Origin of the sequence: Delftia sp. S65 (assembly GCF_016516495.1) — a bacterium.
In the GTDB taxonomy this organism is placed as follows: domain Bacteria; phylum Pseudomonadota; class Gammaproteobacteria; order Burkholderiales; family Burkholderiaceae_C; genus Comamonas; species Comamonas acidovorans.
The window spans coordinates 77,663-100,985 of record NZ_JACVUR010000019.1 but is presented as its reverse complement, the minus strand read 5'-3'; the positions used below and the strand labels follow the sequence as shown (position 1 = coordinate 100,985).

Sequence of the window (23,323 nt, the reverse complement as noted above, 5' to 3'; positions counted from 1 at the left end):
TTCCCAAGCACCGGCTTGCGTGGAGATGTCCACCTTGTCTATGCCCTTGCCTTCAGCGGCGGTCGTTGCCGTAATCGCGCCCACCGTGGCGCCAGTGATGGTGACAGCCACGCCGGAGGCATCGCCAGCGGCATCCGCTTCGGCACGGAATTGAATGGTGTTGCCGTCATCGCTGAGGAAGGCCGTCACGCCGGTGTCGGCCGTCTTGGCATTGATGGCGGCGATCACTTTGCCCACGGTTTCTTTGTCCGTGGAGTTGGCATCGGTGGCCACTGCGGTGAAGGTGCTGCTGCCAAGCTTTCCGGTCACGGTGACCGAGACATCGGCTGCAGTCGCTGAAATGCCAGTGATGGCGGCAGTGCCGGAGGCGTATGAGGAATTCCCCAGGTCGGCCACCTTCATGTTGGCCAGCGCGCCCACCGTGATGTTGTCGCCCGCATTCGCACCCACCTGGAACACGCCCCCAGAGAAGCTGCCTTCCAGCAGTTTCTGGCCGTTGAACGTGGTGGTCTTGGCCACACGGTCCACTTCGTCACGCAGCTGCACCAGCTCGGACTGCAGCGCTTCACGATCGCTCTTGCTGTTAGTGGCGTTGGAGGCCTGAACAGACAGCTCGCGCATGCGCTGCAGCATGTCGCCCACCTTGCCCAGTGCGCCTTCAGCCGTCTGCGCCAGAGAAATCCCATCATTGGCATTGCGCGAGGCCACCGCCAGACCACGCACCTGAGTGCTCATACGCTCGGAGATGGCCAGGCCGGCTGCATCGTCCTTGGCGCTGTTGACTCGCAGGCCCGAGGACAGACGCTGCATGGACGTGGCCAGCGAGCTGCCGGACAGGCCCAGGTTGCGCTGCGCGTTGATCGAGACGACGTTGGTGTTGATGGTCATTGCCATGATCGGGTCCTTTGGAACTGACGGTAAGGATGAAGAATTTGCTTGGTTTGCCGGGGCTTGCGGCCGTGTCTATGTGCACTGCTGCCAGCTTTGTCGCCTGCAGGCCTGCCCCGTACAAAGCTGTTATCGGGCCGCGTCAGGAGTTCTTTAGGGCTTTTGTGGGCCTTGCTTGTGTTGGCAAGGGCAGGCATGGGCCGAACAGGGCTTCGGCACACGCCGGAAGCCTGGGAATAAGGGGCAAAACGCACGCTTATCTGCGATATGAGCGAAGGCCCCTCGTTGAAAAATAGCCCATCGCTAGCGTTGCCTGTCGCTCATCCGTGCTCATGGTTTCTGTAGCGATGCGATGCAACCTGCCTTTTCTGAAGGAAAAACAGCAATGGCCGCCACTATCAATACGAATCTTGCTTCGATCAACGCACAGCGCAACCTGGCCCTCTCGGGCAGTTCGCTGAATACCACCATGCAGCGCCTGTCTTCGGGCCTGCGTGTCAACAGCGCCAAGGACGACGCAGCCGGCCTGGCCATCTCGGAGCGCATGAATACGCAGGTACGAGGCCTGACCGTGGCCGCACGCAATGCCAACGACGGCATCTCGCTGGCGCAGACGGCCGAAGGCGCACTGGGCAAGGTAGGCGACATGCTGCAGCGCATGCGTGAATTGGCTGTGCAAGCCTCGAACGCCACCAACAGCAAAAGCGACCGAGAGGCATTGCAGGCCGAAGTCAGCCAGCTGTCCGCGGAAATCGACCGAGTGGCCAAGCAGACAAACTTCAACGGTCGAAAAATTCTGGACGGTAGCTTTGCCGGTGCGGTATTCCAGGTCGGGGCCAACTCTGGCGACAACGTGACACTGGGCGCCTTGGCAGACACACGCTCTTCCCAACTGTCGTCGGTGTCGTTCGCCTCCTCTTCTGCCGCGGCAGTCAGTACCACCAACACCACGGCCAACACCACGCTTTCGGACTATGACGACGCGATTGCCGCTGGCACTCTATCCGTCACCGTAGGCACGACACCCAACGCCACCGTGGTGCCGTTGGAGAAGATCGACCCTGCCAGCAACCGCCAGGAACGCCTGGGCCAGATCGTGACGGCCATCAACAACAAGTCTGCCGACACTGGCGTCACGGCCTATCTGACCAAGATAGATGGCACCGAAAACTACAAAGTGGAAATCATGTCTGGCAAGCTCGACGCCAATGGTCAACCCGTGGCAGTGGAGTTTGGCGGCTTTACTGCGGAGCTGACGGGCGCGGCTACAGTCGACCTCAGCATTGCCGGCGGTACGGCTACCTCTTCCATCCTCGATGACAAGGGCATTGAAGACATCGACGTGACGACACAGGCAGGCGCCTGGGTCGCGCTCAAAAAGATCGACAGCGCTGTAGATCAGGTCAATAGCGCACGCGCCACCCTTGGCGCCATGCAGACGCGGTTTGAAAACGCGGTCAACAACATCGACATCCAGGTGGAAAACCTGTCTGCCGCCCGGGGCCGCATTGTGGATGCCGACTTTGCCAAGGAAACGGCGAACCTGAGCCGTACGCAGATCCTGCAGCAGGCTGGTACGGCCATGGTGGCCCAGGCCAACCAGCTGCCCCAGAACGTTCTGAAGCTTCTGCAGGGCTGATCTCAAGCAAGAGGCGGATCCGTAGTGCCAGCCTTACGGACCGCCGCAAATAGTCCATCCGTCGCCAAAATGCGGTCATGACCTCACGGCCCATGCGCCTGGGCTTACCCACACCATGGACGCCGCACAAAGAAAACCCTGCTATCTGGTCACGGCCATCGGCTCGCTCTCAGCCGCTGCGGTGATCGCGTCGCTTCGCGACATTCCCGGATGCTCGATCGTGGGCACCAACGCCAGCCCAGCCGCGTGGATTCATGCTTCTTGTCTAGTGGATGCATTCCATCAGGTGCCGCCTGCCTCGCTACGTGAAGCCTTTCTCGCTGCCTTGCTCCGCATATGCCGCGAGCATACCGTCACGCATATCCTCCCCCTGACCGATCCTGAAGTTGACGTCTTGTCGGACCTCGAGACGGTAATGGCCGCCGAGGGCGTCACCCTGTGCATCGCCCCACCCCATGCCATCAAGGCCTGCCGGGACAAATGGCTGGCATACCAGCAGTGCGTGCAGGCGGGTGATATTCCAGTGATTCCCACTTGGCTGCCTATGGATGCGGGAACAGATGCATTGCCTTTCCCGCTGATTGCAAAGCCACGCCTGGGCAGAAGCAGCGAAGGTCTCGTGCGGCTGGACGATGCCCGCGACCTTGAACATTTTCGAACCAAATACCAAGGCCAGCCCTACATCATTCAGCCACTTCTGGCGGGTAGGGTCTGCGTGGTGGATATCGTTCGCCAACGCTCGACAGGCAAGTGGGCCGCCGCCAGCCGAGTCGAGTTGCTGCGCACGTCAAACGGCGCAGGCACCACGGTACAGATGATGCCAGCCCCTCACTTGTGCGCGCTCGCCCAAAGAGTCGCAGAGCGCCTGGACACCAACGGCTGCATCAACATTGAATTTCTCTGGCCGGACGCATCCGGCAAAGAAAAAGAGCCTTCCGGGGATTCCTCGCTCCTCATGGATATCAATCCCCGATTCTCCGCCGGTGTAGGCTTTAGCAGAATGTTTGGCTATGACATGGTCAAAAACCATCTAGCCTGCTTTTCCTCTGACGCCCAGACTCTGGAGGAATTCCCTCCACCGCTGGACTCTCCGATCATCACCCGGCACTACGCAGCCACCATAAGCCGCTGAATCTCTCCTCTATGCAGCTGAAGAACCTTGACGAAACATCCACAGCATCTGCCTGGGATTCCAAGTGGTCCACGATTTTCGACCATTATCAAAAAGATCTCCGGCATGCACACTATATGCGTGCGTTGATGCACTCGGACGAGCGAAAAATCTTGGAAATGGCGGCAGGCAGTTTCCGTGACATGGCGGCGCTCCGGCGCGCCGGCATGGACTGCCATGGAATGGATTTTTCTGGAGAATCCATCGAACGCGCCAAGGCCAACTTTCCGGAGTTTAAAGAGAAAATACACCAGATGAGTGCATTTGAGATGCCGTTTGATAACCAATTCTTTGATGTCAGTTATCACAATGGATTTTGGGTACTTTTTTCTGATGAGAATATCAGGAAACTTGCCCAAGAACAAGCACGCATCACTGGAAAACGCATGTTTGCAACTGTTCACAATGCACACAACCGGCAATTCGTGGATTATTTCGATAGATTGAAAAAAGACGATCCACTTTATGATGTGCGATTCTTTCATGTGGAAGACATCACTGCATTGATGAGCGAGGTGTGTGATGATGTGCAGATTATTCCTGTAGGCAAAGGCAAGCGCCGCCATGAGGATTGGCTGATCAAGATGGGCATTACCCACCCCCTTCTCCTTCGGAGTTACTTGAAGATTTCAGGAATGCAATACCTGAACAGTAGCGAACGTCTGCTTTGTGTAGGCACACCCAGGCACGCTGCCTAAATCACACGGTTTACGTCCAATTCTTGCCAGGTCTTGATGGCCTTTGCATATAGCCAGCAGGCAACCATCCATGAATCGCATGAACCCATCCCACCCCTGCCCCTCCGCAGCACCGTACAACGCAATGTATGCCGCAGGAGCAATGCACCAATATTACCGCGACACGCTGAGCCAAGATTTCAGCTTCCCGGCCATAGGAGGCATATCCAAGGACGTTATCATGCATCTGGTCCAGACCGGCTCATGTGATGTCACCCGCTTGCTGGATCATTTACTGAGCACTCCCTCAGGCTTGGAGGAAAATCAGGACAAGGCGCTGAAAATGCTGCTGGTGCTGATCTGCCAAGCCAATATGGCCCTTGACAAAAACAACAACGGCATACAGCAAAAGTTCCCACCGTCCTACGCCAAGGCGCTATGTACAAGGTATTCAAGCAATTGGATTTCAGCAAGTACCGTCCATCCGCAATAAATATCGAGGTTGTCAACCTCGAAGCGGAGGAATTCGATTTACTTCAATCGGAGCTGCTCAATCAGGGATACGTCTTTTACCGCTATGAAATGGACATGATCGCGGTGCACACAAGCTTGTACAAACAGGCGCAAAAGGAAGCCTGAACCATGAGATGCAGGCAAGGCATCAGCCTGCATCCAAAAGAATACGGCAGAACGAGCGGGGGCCAGTTTGGCCCTCGTCTGCCCACTTGAGACACCCTAGTGCGTGTTATGCACTTCCACGTGTCCGAGAAAGCCGCAAAAGGGTCCGGAACGAGGCGTAGCACGCATGTCGCGCGGTATCACATGACTCGACCAGGCTGAGCCAGAGAGACAGATGCCAAACTCTGAACTCCCTGAGTTGCATGGCTTACGGATGCTGGCGTAAAAATACTGCCAACCACCTCCTCGACCCTCGCAAATTGTTCTTGCGTCATGCCCAGAAAAAAAGGCAGGCCTATCAGGGTCTGAGAAATAGCCAAGGCATTTGGCGAAGGCAATGTATGGCAGCGCTGCTGCAACGCCGGCATATGCTGCAGCAAGGGTTGATACCAGCGACGCGTGGTGATACGGGCCTCCAGACAGAGGCGCTCGAGTTGAGTGCGCATAGCTTCTTGCGGGAGACGCACGCAAAGCGAAGTGGGTGCGAGCAAGGGTCCACCTGATCCCTGGGTCTGCCAACGTAGTTGGCCTCCACTGGCCATATCCAGTGCGGCCATGATGTCCGTCATCAGAGCCCGCCTTGAGGCTGCCTGCCCACTCCACGTCTGTAGCGAAGCCAAACCTATGGCTGCATGGTATTCACTCATCTTTGCGTTGGAGCCGCAAAGGGTCAACGCCCCAATAGGCACGTTGGAGCCCGAATCAAGATTGATGCCGAAATTCGAAAGCTGGCGCACACGTTTGGCCAAGCCTGGCTTGGTGGAGACGATCAAGCCACCCTCGCCAGCGGGCAGGCTCTTGGTGGTGTGCAGGCTGAACACCAAGGTGCCCTGTGCTCCGTTCAATTGCTGGCTGCCGAAAGCTGCGGCCGCATCGACGACCACAGGCAGCCCAGTCGTCTGTTCGAAATACTGCCATTCAGCCATGTCATGCGGCATGCCGAAGGCCGCCACCGGGAGCACTGCGTCCACATGTGTCTGCGCGCAGGCTTGCCGGGCCAGGCTGGGAGTAAGCATCCAGCTGTCTGCGTCCACGTCAGACAGCACGGGCACATGGCCCGCACGCAACACAGCCGTGGCGGTGGCGACGAAGGTAAAGGCCGGCAGCAGCACCCGCGACCCCGGCGGCAGATCAAGCGCCTGCAGCACCAGTTCAAGGCCCAGCGTGGCATTGGCCACCGTGGTCGCCTGGGCCGTTGCAACTCCCAAGTGGCCGGCCAACTCGAACTCCAAGGCCTGCACCAAGGGACCGAAATTGGAGTATTGCCGTGCCGCATGCATGCGCTCCAGCCACGGAAGCATCATTTGCGGGCTGGGAAGCTCAGGACGCAGAAGGGGTACCCAATCGTTCAAGCCGGTAGCGGACATGGTCATCACTCCTTTTCGATTTCCTGCACCAGGGCGTCAAGATCGACGTCCACGCTCAAGGAATTGCGGTCTCCACGCAGCCAGTTAAGCCACATGAGGCGGAACGCCTTTTCCAGATCAGCCGTCCGCGAGGCATAGTCCATGTAGCCGCAGCCGCGCATCTGTTCACGAATGGTCTTGCGCATCGCCTGCAGGCGCTGCGGGTCATCCATGAGAGCCAGCGCCGCCTGAACATAAGCTTCGTTGTCCTTGACAATCTCGCCCCCTGCACCGACTACCTGCAATGTCCTTGCACCAGAAGCATCGACACCTCGCTGGGCATCTATGGTGACGATGGGCAGCCCCATCCACAATGCATGCAAGGCCGTGGTCCCTGCGGAAATGGGGGCGGTGTCCAGCATGATGTCGGCAATATGTCCCAGCTCCATGAATTGGTTCAACGGCTGCTGGTGAAGCACAGACACCCTCTCCAGCGGCATTCCTGCCGCCTCCACGCGAGGCTGCATGCCGGCCTGAGCTGCGTTGGCGTCAGACTCCTTGACCATGATGATCAGACGAGCGTCCTGGCGCATCTCGAGAATGCGCGCCCAAACGGCCAGTATCTCGTCTGTGATCTTTGCAGAATTGTTCAGCGAGATCAGCGTGGGATAGCCGTTGCGCAGCATCGGTGGCAGCTCGCATAGGGGGGCATAGGCAGGAGGTGCGTAGCTGGACGAATAGCGCAGCTGGAACAGTTTCTCCGCATAGAAAGAGGATTGGCTCGCTGGGACCATGTCCGGAGAAACCAGCCGGTAGTCCATGGCCTTCATGCCCAGCGTCTGCAGGTATCCCAGCCATGTCACCTGCACCGGCGCCGCGCGTCGGGCGAAGACACCAAGGCGATGTCCATGGGTGTACCCAGACAGATCCACCAGCACATCAATACCGTCGGCGCAGATCCGTTTGTGCAATGCCTCGTCCGACAGCTCCATCACATCCTCCCAATGGGGCACCAAGGCACGCAGCTGCGGCGTGAAATGGTCCCAAGGGCCGTTGTAATAGACGTGAATGTCAAAATTCTCGTGGTCGTGATTGCGCAGCACGGGCAGCATGAAAAATGCCACCGAATGCTCCCGGAAGTCGGCGGTCACATAACCGATCTTCAGCTTCTTGCGAGGGCTACGGTCACGCAGCGGCAAAGGCCGGGCCTGCCGCGTAAGTGGGTCGGCAAAGCGTCGACCCCAGTCGCGGGCTACTTCCAAAGCCTTCATGGGATCCCGTCCGGTATGGGAGTGCAAGTAGGCCCGCATCATCCACTGCGGGCTCGTGCTGCTAGTTTTGACCACCTTGTCGATCAAGTCGCAAGCCTCTTGCTGGCGACCCAGACTGAAAAGAGCCAGGGCAAGCAGCATCTTGGCCTGGTCTTCCTGGGGGTTCAGTTGTACGGCAGTCTCCAGCGCACCGATGGCAGGCTTCCAGTGGCCCATTCGCGTATAGGCAAGCCCTATGAACAGCCAGAGTTTGGAATTGCCCATATCTCTTGCCACACGCTGCATCAAGGCCGTCAGCGCCTGCACAAACTGATGGTCGTGGATCAGTTGGTGGATCTGAGGGAGATCGAGAAGCTCGTCCGACGCTTGCTCAGGGTTCTCGCTGGAAAGAATGGAGGACATAGATAGCTGGGAAAGGAGGTTTCAGAGCCTGAGATCTACAGTTGGCCAGTGCAACCGGGCCGGCCGGCATCTCTTAGCGGCACGGCCATTGGAGCATGGGGGCCCATAAATCAAGCCTGCGAATAAGCGGCCACGACACCCGCAATTCCCACCCTAGAACGAACGCATCAGACGTGTCCGTGACAAGCCTGCCCGCCGTCGCAGCCAGGCTTTTCCGCAAACTCCCCCTACATCCCCTCATCAAGCTGCCGATCTAACAAACAATCACCCGGCTTTTCTTCCCAACGACGCCACCGCGCGCGCTCACAATCCACTCCCATGCTTGTCATCATCGGATACATCGTCGCCTTCGGTTGCATCTTCGGCACCTATGTGCTGCACGGGGGCAACGTCCAGGTCATTCTCAAGGCCCTGCCCTTCGAGATGGTGACCATCGGCGGCGGCGCCATCGGCGCCTTCATCGTGTGCAACCAGCCCAAGGTGCTAAAGGCCACGGCCAAGGCCATCCCTGGCGTGATGAAGAGTTCGCGCTACACCAAGGCCCGCTTCATGGAGCTGATGGCCCTGCTGTACGAGATTCTGCAAAAGGCCCGCAAGGAGGGCCTGATGTCCATCGAAAGCGATGTGGAGGCACCCAACGAGTCGCCCATCTTCACCAAGTACCCCGAGCTGCTGGCCGACCACCATGTGGTGGAGTTCCTGACCGACTACCTGCGCATGATGGTGTCGGGCAACCTCAACTCCCACGAGATCGAGTCGCTGATGGACAGCGAGATCGAGGCGCATCACGCCGAAGCGCATGCCCCGGTCAATGCGTTGACCCGCCTGGCCGGCGCCCTGCCCGCCTTCGGGATCATTGCCGCCGTGCTGGGCGTGGTGAACACCATGGGCTCGGTGGGCCAGCCGCCTTCCGTGCTGGGCGGCATGATCGCCTCGGCCCTGGTCGGTACCTTCCTGGGCATTTTGCTGGCCTATGCGCTGGTGGAGCCCATGGCCGGCCTGGTGGAGCAACGCGCCCAGGATGCTGCCAAGGAACTGGAGTGCATCAAGACCACCTTGCTGGCCAGCATGCAGGGCTACAACCCCGCCACGGCCATCGAGTTCGGCCGCAAGGTACTGTTCTCCACCGAACGTCCCGGGTTCCTTGAACTGGAAACCCACGTCAAGGGCAAGAAGTAATCCTGCGTCCAGCAGCGTCAAGCCATGGCAGAGAAAAAGTTACAGCCGATCATCATCAAGCGCGTCAAGAAGACGGCGCATGCACCCCACGGCGGTGCCTGGAAGATCGCCTATGCCGACTTCGTGACCGCGATGATGGCCTTCTTCCTGCTGATGTGGCTGCTGGGCTCCACGGCCAAGGGCGAGCTGCAGGGCATTGCGGCGTATTTTTCCTCGCCGCTGAAGGTGGCGATGGCCGGCGGCGACGGTGCGGGCAACAGCTCCAGCGTGATTCCCGGCGGCGGCAACGACCTGGCCAAGGTGCACGGCCAGGTGCGGCGCTCGGAGGCGGCGGACAGCTCCAACCGGCGCACCAGCGTCGATGCGGGCCGCGCTGACCAGGCCCAGGTGGATTCCAACCGCATCAAGGCGCTCAAGGCCAAGGTGGACGCGATGATCACCAGCAATGCGCGCCTCAACGAATTCCGCTCGCAGATCCGCACCGACGTGACGCCCGACGGCCTGCAGATCCAGATCGTGGACGAGCAAAACCGCCCCATGTTCGACAGCGGCAGCGCCATGGTCAAACCCTACATGCGCGACATCCTGCGCGAAGTGGGCGCGGCCCTGGCGGGCGCGGAAAACCGCATCAGCCTGTCCGGCCATACCGATGCCGCCCCTTACGGCAATGCCGACCGCGGCTACAGCAACTGGGAGCTGTCCTCCGACCGTGCCAACGCCTCGCGCCGCGAGCTGGTGGCGGCCGGCATGCCGCTGAACCAGCTGGCCCGCATCACGGGCCTGGCCAGCAGCGACCTGCTGCTGCCCGATGATCCGCGTGCCCCGCAGAACCGGCGCATCACCATCACCGTGCTCACGCAGGAGGCTGAAAAGCGCCTGCTGGGCCACCGCGGACCTGTGACACGCAACGCCTTGCCGCCCTCATTGGCCGGCGGCAATGGCGGCACGGCGAATGCGGCCACCACCGAATCCGCAACCGGCGAGACCGCTGCGCAGCCCGCCGCCACCTTGCCTGCAGCTGCCCCGTCTGCGCCCGCGTCACCTGATCGTGTAACAAATTAAGGTTTGCGCCCGATGCTGCCGAAAAGCAGGAAAATTCCCACATTGCGCCAAGAAGGTTTCATATTGTTACCATCGCGGCGGATTCTTACCAGTACCGAGCACCTACCGACCGAAAGGGCCTCACGTGGCTAATGCCCTGCGTTTTTTGATCGTTGACGACTTCTCCACCATGCGGCGCATCGTGCGCAATCTGCTCAAGGAGAGCGGCTTTCCCGAAGCCGATGAAGCCGAAGACGGCGTCGTGGCACTGCACAAGCTGCGCAACAGCAAGTTTGATTTCGTGGTGACGGACATCAACATGCCCAACATGAACGGCTTCCAGCTGCTCACCGAAATCAAGCAGGACGACAAACTCAAGCACCTTCCCGTGCTGATGGTGACGGCCGAGGCACGCAAGGAGGACATCGTGGCAGCGGCCCAGGGCGGCGCGGCAGGCTACATCGTCAAGCCCTTCACCAAGGCCACGCTGGAAGAGAAAGTCAACCTGATCCTCAAAAAGCTGGGCCTGTAGGGCACGCGCCATGAGCAACCCGGATGTCCCCGACAGCGTCCACTACAAGGTGGGCGTTCTCACGCGCCAGCTGCATGACTCGCTCAACGAGCTGGGCTATGCGGACCGATTGCGCGGCAGCATGGGAGAGCTGCCGGACGCGCAAAGCCGCCTTTCCTACATTGCGCGGCTGACCGGAGAAGCCGCCGAGAAGGTTCTGAACCGCGTCGAATTGGCCAAGGTCCAGCAGGACCGGCTGGCCGAGCGTGTACGCGCCATGCGGGCACAGATGGTCGAGGACCCCGTGGCGGCCGTGGCCAAGGGCCGGGTGATGAACTTCCTGGAGGAAGTCGAGCAGGGCACGCAGCAGGCCGACGAGCACCTCACTGAGATCATGATGTCCCAGGACTTCCACGATCTCACGGGCCAGGTCATCGCCCGCGTGGTCTCGCTGGCCGCCGATCTGGAGGACCAGCTGGTGCAGTTGCTCATCCAGACCTCGCCCAACCCACAGCAGACGGCGCTGGAGCCCCTGGAAAAGCCCAAGGAGCACCTCGCCGGCCCCGTGGTCGATCCCGAGAAGACGCCCGACGTGGTGACTTCGCAGTCCCAGGTGGACGATCTCCTGGCCAGCCTGGGATTCTGATCACCGGGGGGCGCACGGCGCCTCCCCTCTCATTGCACGGCAGCCCCTTTCGCTTGGGCGCAAGGGGCTGACTGCCATCTTCGCGGCGCCCTTGCACCATGCGGCTGCCGTTCCTCCCTTTGTGCAGACAGCACATAAGCGCCGCTTGAGCCCCGCTTATCGGGGCTTCGCCTGCCTGGCTTGTTCCGACAATGACGCAAATCCTTCCGTCATTGCGCCATGGACTCCAGCCAAGACAAAAGCCTTCCCGCCACCGAACGCAAACTGCAGAAAACGCGTTCTGACGGCCAGGGTGCGCGCTCTCGGGACCTGTCGCACCTGGCCATCCTTGGCACGGGCGCGCTGATGATGCTGATGGGCGCCGAGCCCCTGATCCAGCACCTGCGCATGGCACTGGCCCAGCAGCTGGCCTTCGACGCGCACACGGCCAAGACGCCGGCCCTGATGATGGAGCGCATGCTGTCCATGGGCAGCCTGGGCCTGAAGATTTCCCTGGTCGTTGCCGCCGTGACCACGGGTGCGGCCCTGGTGTCGGGCATGCTGGCCGGCGGCTGGATCCTGAGCCTCAAGCCCATCCAACCGCAGTTCAACCGCCTCAATCCGCTGTCGGGCCTGACCAACCTGTTTTCCAAGCAGCAGATGGTGACCGTGGTGAAGATGGTGGTGATGACGGCCATCCTCTCCTTCGTGGCCTGGAAGTTCCTGAGCGGCCATCTCGCCGAGATCGCCGCCATCTCCTCCCAGCCCTCGGCCATGGCGCTGTCCATGACGGGGCAATGGCTGGCCAGCGGCGTCGCCCTGCTGCTGCTGGTGGTGTTCCTGATGGCCGTGATCGACGTGCCGCTGCAGGCCTACCTGTTCAAGTCGCGCCTGAAGATGAGCCACGAGGAAGTCAAGCAGGAGCACAAGGAATCCGACGGCAACCCGCAGATCAAGAGCAAGATCCGCCAGAAGCAGCGCGAGATCGCCGACCGCGCCAGCGTCAACGCCGTGCCGCGCGCCGACTTCGTGGTCACCAACCCCACGCACTACGCCGTGGCCCTGCGCTACGACGAAAAGACCATGGCCGCCCCGCAGGTCATCTCCAAGGGCACGGACCTGGTGGCGCTGAAGATCCGCGAAGTCGCGGGCGCCCACAAGATCCCGGTGCTCGAATCCCCCATGCTGGCGCGCGCCCTGTACGCGCACGCCGACCTGGACCAGGCCATTCCCGCCGCGCTGTACACGGCCGTGGCCCAGGTCCTGGCCTATGTCTACCGCCTGAAGGCCGCGTTGCGCGGCGAAGGCCCCATGCCTGGCGATCTCGGCGAACCCGTCGTGCCCGCCGAACTCGATCCGCACCAGGGCCGCCGCGCGCCAGGCGCCGCCGCGACCACTGAAGGTACTGCTCCATGACGACGAATCCGCTCCAATCCCTGCAATCGATGTGGTCGAGCGAGAACGCCAAGTTCGCTCAGGGCCTGATGGCGCCGCTGCTGGTGGTGGCCATCCTGGCGCTGATGGTGCTGCCCATTCCGCCGTGGCTGCTGGACACCTTCTTCACGCTGAACATCGCCGTGGCGCTGATGGTGATGATGGTGGCGGCCTACATGATCCGGCCGCTGGACTTCGCGGCCTTCCCGTCGGTGCTGCTGCTGACCACGCTGATGCGCCTGTCGCTGAACGTGGCCTCCACCCGCGTGGTGCTGCTGGAGGGCCACACCGGCCCCGGCGCGGCCGGCGCGGTGATCGAGGCCTTCGGCCACTTCCTGATCGGCGGCAACTTCGCCGTCGGCCTGATCGTGTTCGCCATCCTGGTGGTGATCAACTTCGTGGTGATCACCAAGGGTGCCGAGCGTATCGCCGAAGTCTCGGCCCGCTTCACCCTGGACGCCATGCCCGGCAAGCAGATGGCCGTGGACGCCGACCTGAACGCCGGCCTGATCGACGAAAAGGAAGCCAAGCGCCGCCGCGCCGAGGTGCAGGAAGAGGCCAATTTCTTCGGCTCCATGGACGGTGCCAGCAAGTTCGTGCGCGGCGACGCGGTCGCCGGCATTCTGATCCTGGTGATCAACATCATCGGCGGCTTCGCCATCGGCATGATCCAGCACGGCCTGTCGGCCGGCCAGGCCGCAGACAGCTACATCCTGCTGGCCGTGGGCGATGCGCTGGTCGCGCAGATCCCCGGTCTGCTGATCTCGGTGGCCGCGGCCATGGTGATCTCGCGCGTGGGCAAGGAAACCGACATGGGCCAGCAGATCGCGCAGCAGCTGTTCATGTCGCCCAAGGTGCTGGGCATCACGGCCGGCGTGCTGGGCCTGCTGGGCGTCATTCCGGGCATGCCCCACGTCGTGTTCCTGTGCACGGGCGCGCTGCTGGGCTGGCTGGCCTGGATGCTCTCGCGCCGCCAGCAGGAACGCGCCTCCCAGCAGACCCAGGCGCCCGCACCCGTGGCCGCGCCCAGCGATGGCGAAGCCACCTGGGACGACCTGCAGCCCGTGGACCTGCTCGGCCTGGAGCTGGGCTACCGCCTGATCACCCTGGTGGACAAGGGCCGCCAGGGCGACCTGCTGACCCGCATCAAGGGCGTGCGCCGCAAGTTCGCCCAGGAAGTGGGCTTTCTGCCCCCGGCCGTGCATGTGCGCGACAACCTGGAGCTCAAGCCCAGCGCCTACCGCATCACCCTGCGCGGCGTGATGGTGGGCGAGGGCGAGGCCTTCCCCGGCATGTTCCTGGCCATCAATCCGGGCGGCATCAGCACCCCGCTGATCGGCACCCAGACCACCGACCCGGCCTTCGGCCTGCCCGCCCACTGGATCGACGAACGCCAGAAGGAAGCGGCACAAATGGCAGGCTTTACCGTGGTTGATTCGGAAACCGTGATGGCCACCCATTTGTCACACTTGATGCAAGTGCATGCCGCCAAGCTGATCAGCCGTACCGAGACGCAGCAGTTGGTGGAGCATGTGGCCAAACTGGCTCCTAAGCTGATCGAAGAAGTCATTCCGAAAATGGTGTCCATCACGACGTTCCAGAAAGTGCTCCAGCTGCTGCTGGAAGACTCGGTGCACGTGCGTGACATCCGCACCATCATCGAGACGCTGGCCGAGCACTCCTCGACCACGCAGGACCCTGTCGAGCTGGCCCGCCGCGTGCGCATTGCGCTGTCGCCGTCCATCGTCCAGCAGATCTACGGCCCGACCCGCGAGCTGAACGTCATCGCCATCGAGCCCGGACTCGAACGCCTGCTGGTGCAGGCCCTGTCCAACCCCGGCTCCCCCTCACTGGATCCCGGCGTGGCCGAGATCCTCACCCAGAAGGCGGCCGACATGGCCAACCAGCAAGAAGAGCTGGGCCTGCCTGCCTGCCTGCTGGTTCCCGATTCCATCCGCAATTCCATTGCCCGCCTGGTGCGTCGCGTGGCGCCGCGTCTGCAGGTTCTCGCCCACAGCGAGATCCCCGAAACGCACACCATCCGCATCGGCTCGATTCTTAAAGGTGCATCCGCATGAACATCAAACGCTTCTACGCCCCCACCTCCCGCGAGGCCCTGGCCAAGGCGCGCATGGCTTTCGGAGCGGGCACCCTGATCCTGTCCAACCGCAACACGCCCGATGGCGTCGAGGTCATGGCCACGGCCGAGGACACGCTGGAGCACAGCAAGGCCGCTGCCAGCAGCACGCCGCTGCAGCAGGCCATCGAGCGCCGCTCTGCAGAGGAAACCACGGGCCTGCGCCCGCAGGTGCAGGCCAAGCTGATCCAGGCGCAGACCCAGCCACGCACGGCGCAGCCGGCACTGCAGGCCGCTCAGGCGGCTCCATCGCGTGCTTCCCAGGCAACGTCGTCGGCGATTGCGCAGGCCATCTCGCAGGCGGCCTCGCTGTCGGCAGAAGGTGCCGAGCCGGCCGGCCTGCGCCAAAGCGTGCAGGAAGACACCGAACAGCTGGCCATGAGCACCCTGTCCTTCCAGGACTATGTGCGCGAACGCATGCTGCGCCGCCGCCACGAGGCCGGCGTTGACGAGCCGCTGCCCAGCTTTGCCCAGCGCCGCAGCCTGGGCGACGCCCTGCGCGAAGCACCGGCCGCCGCGCCCACGGCTGCACAGCAGCCGTTCAAGGCACAGCCTGCGCCTTCCGTGGCCCGCCACAACCCGCTGCGCGCCAGCGCCGAAGCGCCGCTGCGCGAGACCCTGCGCAGCGAGCCCGCACCGACCATGGCCTCCCAGGCACTGCGCGATGAGCTGCAGTCCGTGCGCGACCTGATCGAAGAGCGCTTCAACACCCTGACCTGGCTGGGCCAGACGCGCCAGAACCCCATCCACGCCAACCTCACGCACAAGCTGATCCGCGCGGGCTACTCCCCCGTGCTGGCCCGCGCCCTGGTCGAGCACATGCCCCAGGACCTGTCCGCCGGCGACGCCGTGCGCTGGCTGATGCAGGTGCTGGAACGCAATCTGCGTACCGACGCCGACGAGGCCCCGCTGTACGAGCAAGGCGGCGTCTTCGCCCTGGTGGGCTCCACCGGCGTGGGCAAGACCACGACCACGGCCAAGCTGGCTGCCCTGTGCGCCGCCAAGTACGGCGCCGCCAGCGTCGGCCTGATCACCCTGGACACCTACCGCGTCGGCGCCCACGACCAGTTGCGCTCCTACGGCCGCATGCTGGGCGTGGTGGCCCACCTGGCCCATGACCGCGCCGCGCTGCAGGACCTGCTGGGCCTGCTGGCCAACAAGCAGCTGGTGCTGATCGACACCACGGGCGTGGCCCCGCGCGATCCGCGCAAGGACGAGATCCTCGACCTGCTGGACCTGCCCGGCATCCAGAAACTGCTGGCCGTGAACGCGGCCGGCCAGGGCGATGCGCTGGACGATGTGATGCAGGCCTTCAAGGCGCGCGGCTCCAGCCAGGCCATCCTCACCAAGGTGGACGAGGCCGTGAAGCTGGGCCCTTCGGTGGACACACTGATCCGCCACCAGATGCAGCTGCGCGGCGTGACCAACGGCCAGCGCGTGCCCGAAGACTGGGAACGCGCCGATGCGCAGCAACTGGTCTCCGCCTCCATGCGCGCCGCCACCCGCTCGGCCTTCGATCCCAAGGCGCTGGACCTGGACTTCTTCTTCACCCCGTCCAGCCCCAGCACGGAAGGCGAGATCCACCATGCTTGAAACCTTCCCCCAGCTGCACCAGGGCCTGGGCCTGCACGGCCAGCCCGGCGCCGCCGCTCCCATGGGCCTGCGTGTGCTGGCCATGCTGCGCGACACGGCCAACGACCCGCAGGGCCAGGCCGAACAATCCCTGCTGTGGCCGGTCTGCGCCAGCCTGCAGCGCCTGGGCCTGCCCGTTCTGGTGCTGGACGCCAGCCAGGGCGAGTCCGCGGATGCACCGGGCCTGGCGCAGCTGCTGCAGCAAAGCGCCTGGCAGGCCCGTACCGGCCTGCACCCCGATCCCCGCCACAGCTCGGTGGCCGTGCTGCCCGCCCGCCAGGGCCTGGATCTGCTGCCCCAGCAGGCACGCCAGGCCGGCATGACGCCCATGCAATGGCTGCAGCGCCACGTGCGCGGCTACGCCATCGTCATGCTGTATGCCAATGCCGACACGCTGGCCAGCAACCTGGCCGGCCAGGCCGTGCACCCGCTGATGGTGCTGCCCGAACAAGGCACCCGCGTGCTGGGCTGCTACCGCCAGCTCAAGCAGCTGGCGGTGCATGCCGGTCTGCGCTGCCTGCTGGCGCCGCTGCTGCCCAGCGCTGATGACCTGGGCGTGACCAGCTACGATTGGCGCCGTGGACAGACCGGCGCCCGCAGCCAGGCCGAGGATGCGCAGCAGCTGCAATCGCAGATCGACGCGCTGATGCGCTGCGCGCAGCGCCACCTGGGCCATGCGCCGGGACTGCTGCCCGTGCGCCTGCACCATGCACCGGACTTGCAGCGCCTGGCGCTGCAACTGCTCAACCATGCGGGCAGCGTGTTGCCACATGGCGGCCAGGATCTGGCCGCCGGCTTCGCGCCGCTGCCCGCATCCCATGCCTGGAGCCACTGACTGCCATGTACACCGCCAAAGGCCAACTCGACCGCGATGCACTGATCCGTCGGCATGTACCTCTGGTACGCCGGATCGCGCTGCACATGATCGCCAAGCTGCCTCCCAATGTGGAGCTTGATGATCTGATACAGGTCGGAATGATCGGCCTGGCCGAAGCCCTGTCCCGCTTCGAGAGCGAGCAGGGCGTGCAATTCGAGACCTTCGCCAGCCAGCGCATCCGCGGCGCCATGCTCGATGAGCTGCGCGAAGGCGACTGGATGAGCCGCAGCTCGCGCAAGAGCCAAAAGGACATCGAGCACGCGCTGCACCGCCTGGAGCAGCGCCTGGGGCGCACGCCGCTGGAATCCGAGATCGCCGACGAACTGGGCATGGACCTGGACGACTACCAGTCGCTGCTGGGCAAGGTGCGCGGCACGCAGCTGGTGTATCTGGAGGACATGTCGGGCGGCGACGAGGGCGAGGATTTCCTCGAGCGCCACGTGGCCGACAGCGGCGCCGATCCCTTTGCGCTGCTGCGCGACCACCGCCTGCGCGTGGCCCTGGTCGAAGCCATCAAGGCCCTGCCCGAGCGCGAGCAGTACATCATGGGCATGTACTACGAGCACGACATGAACCTCAAGGAAATCGCCGCCGTGCTCGGCGTGACCGAATCGCGCGTGTGCCAGCTGCACAGCCAGGCGATTGCGCGCTTGCGTACGAAGATGCGGGCGCATTGACTGGGGGCACCCCCTGAGGCGCTGACGCGCCTTCCCCCTCTCTACCCGCTTCGCGGGGGAGGGGGACGACACCCTCGCGGCGGGGCGGCCCTTGCTCGGTGTCCCTCGCTTTGGGCCTCGCCGGTTTTTGGCGCCGTGCGCCTGGTCTGATCTGGATTTGCGGGGCGATGCCGATCTTCTCCGCCGTCTCCCTTCCCTGCCCCATTCCCTTTTCTATGCGCTGCCGCGCATGGCCTGGACTTCGCGCTCGAAGATGCGCCAGAAGGCGGGTTCCTGCGTGGTGGCGAAGTTGATGCGCATGCAGGTGCTGGGCTGGCGGCCCGCGTGGAACATGGCGCCGGGGGCGATGAAGTAGCCGGCGTCCAGCAGGCGCTGGGCCAGGGTTTCGGTGTCCACGCCGGTGTCCACCCAGCCGAACATGCCGGCCGGCTCGGCCGCAAAGCGGGCGCCGGCCTGCTGGGCCAGTGCCACGCTGCGCATGCGGGCCTGGGCCAGGTGCTGGCGCAGGCGCTCGGCATGGCGGCGCAGCTGGCCCTGGTCCATGCAGTGGGCCAGGGCGCGTTCCATCAGCGAGGGGGTGGTGAGCGTGGACAGCAGCTTGGTGTCCACCAGGCGCTCCACCAGGGCGGGCGGGGGCGCCAGGTAGCCCACGCGCCAGTTGGGCGCCAGCAGTTTGGCGAAGCCGCTCACATAGATGCTGTGGCTGAGGCGGTCCAGCACGGTCATGCGCGCTGCGTGGTCGGGCGCGATCTCGCCATAGGTATCGTCCTCCACCACGTAGAAGCCGAATCGCCGCGCCAGCTGCAGCACCTCGTGGGCGCTGGCCGGTGACAGGCTGTAGCCGGTGGGGTTGTGCAGCACGCTCACGCTGACGTAGAGCTTGGGTGCGCAGCTTTCGCAGTAGCGCTGCATCACGGCCAGGTCCGGCCCGTCGGGGCCGCGCGGCACGGGCAGCACGCGCATGCCCAGCGATGCCAGGCGCGCGAACTCCACGGCCCAGCCGGGCTCCTCCACCATCACCGGGTCGCCCGGCTGCAGCAGGGCGCGGCTGACCACGTCCAGCCCATGCGTTGCGCCCATGGTGGTGATGATGTGCTGCGGCGCCGCCGCAATGCCCAGGCGCGCCAGGCGCCGCGACAGCGCCTCGCGCAGGCCGATGTCGCCCAGCGGGTCGCCGTAGCCCACGCAGGAGTCATGCAGGGACTTGCCCGAGCAGGCCTTGCGCATGGCCGCCGCCAGGAAGCCGGCCTCCAGCCACTCGGCCGGCAGCACGCCCGCCCCGGGCTGCGGCCTGCCGCCCACGCTCTGGTGGAACATGCCGCGCACCAGCATGGAGGCATTGATGCGCGTGCCTTTGGGCACGCCAGGGGCCTCCTCGGCGGGGACGGCACGGGCCTGTTCGGGCTGCAGCAGCGGCGCATCCTGCACGAAGTCGCGCACGAAGAAGCCGCTTTGCGGCCGCGCCTCGACCAGGCCCTGGGCCTGCAGCAGGTCATAGGCGGCCACCACCGTGTGCGTGCTCACGCCCTGCTGGCGCGCGCATTCGCGTACCGAAGGCAGGCGTGCGCCCGCAGGCAGCAGCCGCATGCGGATGCGCTCGCCCAGGCGCTCGGCCAGCTGGGTGCTCAGGGTCTGCGGCGCCAGCCGCGAGAGGGGAACGGTCATACGGAAACGGGTGTGAACGGGTGCGAACGGCTGCAAACGGCTGCAAACGGCTGTGAATGGGTCACCAGAAAGTCACTGTATCGGGATAGGCACCAATACAGAACATGCAATTGAGGGTCCAACTGTATTGGCACTGTACAGGTCTTGCACCTATATTTCATGCATTCGTGCTGCGGAGAAGGCCTGCCGTGCCCTCCTCCCCAACAGCCCCTGCCGCCTGTATGGAGACCTTCGGGGCCATCGCCTCATGCCACCGTCCGAACTCACCGCCTTGCTGCTGCTCGCCGCTTCCATGAGCTTCAGCCCCGGTCCCAACACCACGCTGTCCACGGCCCTGGCCGCCAACCACGGCCTGCGCCCGGCGCTGCGCTTCGTCCTGGCCGTACCCGTGGGCTGGTGCGTGCTGCTGGTGCTGAGCACGGCTGGCGTGGGCGCGGCCATTGTCGCGGCGCCGCTGCTGCTGTGGCTGGTCAAGGCCGCCGGCATCGGCTACCTGCTGTGGATGGCCTGGCGCCTGAGCCGCAGCGCGCAGATGGCTTCGCTGCAATCGCCGCAGCAGCTGCAGGTCGGCTTCTGGCAGGGCGTGGGACTGCAATTCGTGAACATCAAGGCCTGGCTGCTGGCCCTGGCCATCGTGGCCGGCTGGCTGGCCGGGCGCGACGACCTGACCGAGCGCCTGACCGTGGTGCTGCCCGTCATGGCCGCCTATGCCTTTTTCAGCAATCTGCTGTATGCCTGCGTGGGCGCACTGCTGCGCCACTGGCTGGCCCAGGGACGCAGGCTGCTGTGGTTCAACCGTGCCATGGCGACCATGCTGGCGCTGACGGCGATATGGATGGTGGCCGCATGAGGGTCCTCCACCCACGCCCAGGCAAAGGCCGTACTGGCCTGCCCAGCTATTGAAGGGAGGATGCGCAGACCCTTCACGCCCGCGACAAAATACCCTCATTGCCGGCGCAAGAGCGAGCGCACTATCCGCACTTCGCTCTTCACATGCGGCCGGCCCATGCCCCACGACGGCATGGCAATCCATACCAGCCCGCCCGCATGGCGGGCACCGCAAAGACCTGGAACTGCTTTTTTTATGACGACCTGGACGCTGGCAGACCGTGCTGCCAAGATGAACCCCTCCGCCATCCGCGAAATCCTCAAGCTCACCGACCGTCCCGGCATCATCAGCATGGCGGGCGGCCTGCCCTCGCCGCTGGCCTTCCCGCTGGACGAGTTCACCCAGGCCTGCCAGACCGTGATGCAGCGCGATGGCGCCTCGGCCCTGCAGTACGCCACCAGCGAGGGCTTCGCCCCCCTGCGCCAGGCCGTGGCCGACTTCCTGCCCTGGGAAGTGGACCCCGACCAGGTGCTGATCACCACGGGCTCGCAGCAGGCCCTGGACCTGATCGGCAAGGTCTTCCTGGACCGTGGCAGCCGCATGCTGGTAGAAAAGCCCACCTACCTGGGCGCGCTGCAGGCCTTTGCACCGCAGGAACCGATTCCCGTGGGCGTGGACAGCGATGACGACGGCATCCTCGTCGAGGACTTCGCCGCCAAGGCCGGCACCGGCGCCGACAAGGCCCGCCTGGCCTACGTGCTGCCCAACTTCCAGAACCCCACCGGCCGCACCATGGCCGAGGCACGCCGCCAGGCCCTGGTGGACAAGGCGCGCGAACTCAACATCCCGCTGATCGAGGACAACCCCTACGGCGACCTGTGGTTCGAGCAGGCCCCTGCCCTGCCGCTGGCCGCGCGCAACCCCGAAGGCGTGATCTACCTGGGCTCGTTTTCCAAGGTGCTGGCCCCGGGGCTGCGCATCGGCTTCCTGGTGGCGCCCAAGTCCGTCTACAACAAGCTGCTGCAGGCCAAGCAGGCCGCCGACCTGCACACGCCGGGCTTCAACCAGCGCGTGGTCTCCGAGGTCATCAAGGACGGCTTCCTGGACCGCCATGTGCCCACCATCCGCGCCATGTACAAGCGCCAGCGCGACGCCATGCTGGCCGCGCTGGAACGCGAAATGGCCGGCCTGGACGTGCAGTGGACCCGTCCCGTGGGCGGCATGTTCCTGTGGGTTCGCCTGCCCAAGGGCATGGATGCGCAAAAGCTGCTGCCCGCCGCCGTGGAACGCGGCACGGCCTTCGTGCCCGGCGCGCCGTTCTATGCGGACGAGCCCCAGGCCAACACGCTGCGCCTGTCCTACGTGACGGTGTCGGCCGAGCAGATCGACAAGGGCATCGCCGCCCTGGCCGACGCCATCCGCTCCACGATGTAAACCACCCCCTGAGCGGCTAGCGCCGCTTCCCCCTCTCTACTTGCTTCGCAAGGGAGGGGGACGACGCCCTCGCCGCGAGGCGGCTCTTGCTCGGCGTCCCTGGTGTTTGGGCCAGTTACCTGCTTGGGCCAGAGGGAAGCCGACACGCAGTCGAACCAAAGTCCGGCTTGCTGTCGGCTTTTCCATCCTCCCTTCCATCTGCCCATTGCCATGACACCTGCATACGTCTCCCGCCAGCGCCCCTTCATGACCGTGGATGTGTTCACGGCACGGCCCTACCTGGGCAATCCGCTGGCCGTCGTGCTCGACGCCACCGGATTGACCGATGCGCAGATGCAGTCCTTCGCGGCCTGGACCAATCTGTCGGAGACCACCTTCGTGCTGCCTCCCACCGAAGCGGGCCGCGCTGCAGGCGCCGACTACCGCGTGCGCATCTTCACGCCGGGCGGCGAGCTGCCCTTTGCCGGCCATCCCACGCTGGGCAGCTGCCACGCCTGGCTGGCGCAGGGCGGCGTGCCGCAGCAGGCGCAGCGCATCGTGCAGGAGTGCGCCAAGGGGCTGATCGGCATCGAGCGCCAGGACGGGCGCCTGGCCTTTCAGGCACCGTCCACCGACATCAGCGACGTGGAGACCGGCCTGCTGGATGACGTGGCGGCCGCGCTGGGCGCAGAACGCGGCCAGATCCTGCGTGCGGCCTGGCTGGACAACGGCCCGCGCTGGATGGGCGTGCTCTTCGAACACCCCGACCAGGTGCTGTCGCTGGAGCCCGACCATGCAAGGCTCAAGGCGCTGAACACCAAGGTGGGCGCCTGCGCGTTGTACGACAGCGCGCAAGATGCACCGGCACTGATCGGCCGCAGCAGCCGCGAGGCCCGCGCCTTTGCCACGGGCCAGCGGCCAGCCGCAGCCGAGGCGGATGCCGCTCCCAGCCTGGAAGTGCGCGGCTTCGCCAGCCCCGTCGGCGTCACTGAAGACCCCGTCACCGGCAGCCTCAACGCCAGCCTGGCCCTGTGGCTGCGCGGCGAAGGTCTGCTGCATGCGCCCTACATCGCCAGCCAGGGCTGCTGCGTGGGGCGCGACGGGCGCGTCCACGTCAGCGAGGACGCGCAGGGCGCGCTGTGGATAGGCGGCCATGTCGTGGAATGCGTGAGCGGCCAGGTACTGCTGTAGGGCCCGGCACGGCAGGCCTGTCGCCAAGGCGGCAGCCAGT

Annotated in this window: 20 protein-coding genes; 16 read left to right on the top strand and 4 right to left on the bottom strand. The window is 64.2% G+C overall.

The window, feature by feature from the left end:
• Window positions 1-894 (bottom strand): flagellin N-terminal helical domain-containing protein (locus tag IAE24_RS16765; protein WP_199961745.1); only part of this gene is annotated, 894 nt, incomplete at its 3' end.
• 379 nt (window positions 895-1,273) lie between these two features.
• On the opposite strand from IAE24_RS16765, the gene IAE24_RS16760 reads away from it, so the two are divergent.
• From IAE24_RS16760 to IAE24_RS16745, 4 genes are all read left to right on the top strand, one after another.
• Complete coding sequence (locus tag IAE24_RS16760) at window positions 1,274-2,527, top strand: flagellin (RefSeq protein ID WP_199961744.1); 1,254 nt, start codon at window positions 1,274-1,276, stop codon at window positions 2,525-2,527.
• Window positions 2,528-2,642: 115 nt separating this feature from the next.
• Window positions 2,643-3,659, top strand: coding sequence for an ATP-grasp domain-containing protein (locus tag IAE24_RS16755; protein WP_199961743.1), 1,017 nt, complete (start codon window positions 2,643-2,645; stop codon window positions 3,657-3,659).
• A gap of 11 nt (window positions 3,660-3,670) precedes the next feature.
• Window positions 3,671-4,396: a class I SAM-dependent methyltransferase gene (locus tag IAE24_RS16750; RefSeq protein ID WP_199961742.1), complete on the top strand. Its 726-nt coding sequence runs from the start codon at window positions 3,671-3,673 to the stop codon at window positions 4,394-4,396.
• A gap of 70 nt (window positions 4,397-4,466) precedes the next feature.
• Window positions 4,467-4,868: a hypothetical protein gene (locus IAE24_RS16745; protein ID WP_233630774.1), complete on the top strand. Its 402-nt coding sequence runs from the start codon at window positions 4,467-4,469 to the stop codon at window positions 4,866-4,868.
• A gap of 325 nt (window positions 4,869-5,193) precedes the next feature.
• Here the strand turns inward: IAE24_RS16745 and IAE24_RS16740 are convergent, their stop codons facing one another.
• Both IAE24_RS16740 and IAE24_RS16735 read right to left on the bottom strand, forming a co-directional pair.
• On the bottom strand, window positions 5,194-6,420 hold the full coding sequence (locus tag IAE24_RS16740) for a DegT/DnrJ/EryC1/StrS family aminotransferase (RefSeq protein ID WP_199961740.1): 1,227 nt from the start codon (window positions 6,418-6,420) through the stop codon (window positions 5,194-5,196).
• A 5-nt stretch (window positions 6,421-6,425) separates the two neighbouring features.
• The gene (locus IAE24_RS16735; RefSeq protein ID WP_199961739.1) at window positions 6,426-8,072 is read right to left on the bottom strand and encodes an O-linked N-acetylglucosamine transferase, SPINDLY family protein; all 1,647 of its coding nucleotides are present in this window, start codon (window positions 8,070-8,072) and stop codon (window positions 6,426-6,428) included.
• Between the two features lie 318 nt (window positions 8,073-8,390).
• Here IAE24_RS16735 and motA point away from each other — a divergent pair, with 318 nt between their 5' ends.
• From motA to IAE24_RS16690, 9 genes are all read left to right on the top strand, one after another.
• Complete coding sequence (motA, locus tag IAE24_RS16730; protein WP_012202536.1) at window positions 8,391-9,251, top strand: flagellar motor stator protein MotA; 861 nt, start codon at window positions 8,391-8,393, stop codon at window positions 9,249-9,251.
• 24 nt (window positions 9,252-9,275) lie between these two features.
• Window positions 9,276-10,313: a flagellar motor protein MotB gene (gene motB / locus IAE24_RS16725; protein WP_199961738.1), complete on the top strand. Its 1,038-nt coding sequence runs from the start codon at window positions 9,276-9,278 to the stop codon at window positions 10,311-10,313.
• 124 nt (window positions 10,314-10,437) lie between these two features.
• On the top strand, window positions 10,438-10,824 hold the full coding sequence (gene cheY / locus IAE24_RS16720; protein WP_012202534.1) for a chemotaxis response regulator CheY: 387 nt from the start codon (window positions 10,438-10,440) through the stop codon (window positions 10,822-10,824).
• A gap of 10 nt (window positions 10,825-10,834) precedes the next feature.
• The gene (locus tag IAE24_RS16715) at window positions 10,835-11,449 is read left to right on the top strand and encodes a protein phosphatase CheZ (RefSeq protein ID WP_012202533.1); all 615 of its coding nucleotides are present in this window, start codon (window positions 10,835-10,837) and stop codon (window positions 11,447-11,449) included.
• A 219-nt stretch (window positions 11,450-11,668) separates the two neighbouring features.
• Window positions 11,669-12,844 carry an EscU/YscU/HrcU family type III secretion system export apparatus switch protein gene (locus IAE24_RS16710; protein WP_013800346.1) on the top strand — a complete coding sequence of 392 codons (1,176 nt, stop codon included), beginning with the start codon at window positions 11,669-11,671 and terminating at the stop codon, window positions 12,842-12,844.
• Window positions 12,841-14,940 (top strand): flagellar biosynthesis protein FlhA, encoded by a 2,100-nt coding sequence (gene flhA, locus IAE24_RS16705; RefSeq protein WP_012202531.1) that lies wholly within the window; start codon window positions 12,841-12,843, stop codon window positions 14,938-14,940. Before IAE24_RS16710 ends, flhA begins: the two co-directional genes overlap by 4 nt.
• Window positions 14,937-16,592, top strand: a complete 1,656-nt coding sequence (gene flhF / locus IAE24_RS16700; RefSeq protein WP_199961737.1) for a flagellar biosynthesis protein FlhF — start codon at window positions 14,937-14,939, stop codon at window positions 16,590-16,592. The genes flhA and flhF overlap by 4 nt, the downstream gene beginning before the upstream one ends.
• On the top strand, window positions 16,585-17,466 hold the full coding sequence (locus tag IAE24_RS16695; RefSeq protein WP_192368758.1) for a hypothetical protein: 882 nt from the start codon (window positions 16,585-16,587) through the stop codon (window positions 17,464-17,466). Before flhF ends, IAE24_RS16695 begins: the two co-directional genes overlap by 8 nt.
• A 5-nt stretch (window positions 17,467-17,471) precedes the next feature.
• Window positions 17,472-18,185, top strand: coding sequence for an RNA polymerase sigma factor FliA (locus IAE24_RS16690; protein WP_012202528.1), 714 nt, complete (start codon window positions 17,472-17,474; stop codon window positions 18,183-18,185).
• A gap of 213 nt (window positions 18,186-18,398) precedes the next feature.
• Here the strand turns inward: IAE24_RS16690 and IAE24_RS16685 are convergent, their stop codons facing one another.
• Window positions 18,399-19,850: an aminotransferase-like domain-containing protein gene (locus IAE24_RS16685; RefSeq protein WP_034398015.1), complete on the bottom strand. Its 1,452-nt coding sequence runs from the start codon at window positions 19,848-19,850 to the stop codon at window positions 18,399-18,401.
• 247 nt (window positions 19,851-20,097) lie between these two features.
• On the opposite strand from IAE24_RS16685, the gene IAE24_RS16680 reads away from it, so the two are divergent.
• From IAE24_RS16680 to IAE24_RS16670, 3 genes are all read left to right on the top strand, one after another.
• Window positions 20,098-20,700, top strand: coding sequence for a LysE family translocator (locus IAE24_RS16680; RefSeq protein ID WP_043822593.1), 603 nt, complete (start codon window positions 20,098-20,100; stop codon window positions 20,698-20,700).
• Between the two features lie 234 nt (window positions 20,701-20,934).
• The gene (locus IAE24_RS16675) at window positions 20,935-22,113 is read left to right on the top strand and encodes an aminotransferase-like domain-containing protein (RefSeq protein WP_034398011.1); all 1,179 of its coding nucleotides are present in this window, start codon (window positions 20,935-20,937) and stop codon (window positions 22,111-22,113) included.
• 210 nt (window positions 22,114-22,323) lie between these two features.
• The gene (locus IAE24_RS16670) at window positions 22,324-23,283 is read left to right on the top strand and encodes a PhzF family phenazine biosynthesis protein (protein ID WP_199961736.1); all 960 of its coding nucleotides are present in this window, start codon (window positions 22,324-22,326) and stop codon (window positions 23,281-23,283) included.
• Window positions 23,284-23,323: the final 40 nt, after the last annotated feature.

Bases quoted from the DNA above. Each gene is read 5' to 3' on its own strand.
- IAE24_RS16715 (WP_012202533.1), top strand. From the start codon at position 10,835: ATGAGCAACCCGGATGTCCCCGACAGCGTCCACTACAAGGTGGGCGTT.
- IAE24_RS16750 (WP_199961742.1), top strand. From the start codon at position 3,671: ATGCAGCTGAAGAACCTTGACGAAACATCCACAGCATCTGCCTGGGAT.
- IAE24_RS16680 (WP_043822593.1), top strand. From the start codon at position 20,098: ATGCCACCGTCCGAACTCACCGCCTTGCTGCTGCTCGCCGCTTCCATG.
- IAE24_RS16690 (WP_012202528.1), top strand. From the start codon at position 17,472: ATGTACACCGCCAAAGGCCAACTCGACCGCGATGCACTGATCCGTCGG.
- IAE24_RS16745 (WP_233630774.1), top strand. From the start codon at position 4,467: ATGAATCGCATGAACCCATCCCACCCCTGCCCCTCCGCAGCACCGTAC.
- motB (WP_199961738.1), top strand. From the start codon at position 9,276: ATGGCAGAGAAAAAGTTACAGCCGATCATCATCAAGCGCGTCAAGAAG.
- IAE24_RS16685 (WP_034398015.1), bottom strand. From the start codon at position 19,850: ATGACCGTTCCCCTCTCGCGGCTGGCGCCGCAGACCCTGAGCACCCAG.
- IAE24_RS16755 (WP_199961743.1), top strand. From the start codon at position 2,643: ATGGACGCCGCACAAAGAAAACCCTGCTATCTGGTCACGGCCATCGGC.
- IAE24_RS16710 (WP_013800346.1), top strand. From the start codon at position 11,669: ATGGACTCCAGCCAAGACAAAAGCCTTCCCGCCACCGAACGCAAACTG.
- IAE24_RS16760 (WP_199961744.1), top strand. From the start codon at position 1,274: ATGGCCGCCACTATCAATACGAATCTTGCTTCGATCAACGCACAGCGC.
- flhF (WP_199961737.1), top strand. From the start codon at position 14,937: ATGAACATCAAACGCTTCTACGCCCCCACCTCCCGCGAGGCCCTGGCC.
- IAE24_RS16675 (WP_034398011.1), top strand. From the start codon at position 20,935: ATGACGACCTGGACGCTGGCAGACCGTGCTGCCAAGATGAACCCCTCC.
- flhA (WP_012202531.1), top strand. From the start codon at position 12,841: ATGACGACGAATCCGCTCCAATCCCTGCAATCGATGTGGTCGAGCGAG.
- motA (WP_012202536.1), top strand. From the start codon at position 8,391: ATGCTTGTCATCATCGGATACATCGTCGCCTTCGGTTGCATCTTCGGC.
- IAE24_RS16735 (WP_199961739.1), bottom strand. From the start codon at position 8,072: ATGTCCTCCATTCTTTCCAGCGAGAACCCTGAGCAAGCGTCGGACGAG.
- IAE24_RS16695 (WP_192368758.1), top strand. From the start codon at position 16,585: ATGCTTGAAACCTTCCCCCAGCTGCACCAGGGCCTGGGCCTGCACGGC.
- IAE24_RS16740 (WP_199961740.1), bottom strand. From the start codon at position 6,420: ATGTCCGCTACCGGCTTGAACGATTGGGTACCCCTTCTGCGTCCTGAG.
- IAE24_RS16670 (WP_199961736.1), top strand. From the start codon at position 22,324: ATGACACCTGCATACGTCTCCCGCCAGCGCCCCTTCATGACCGTGGAT.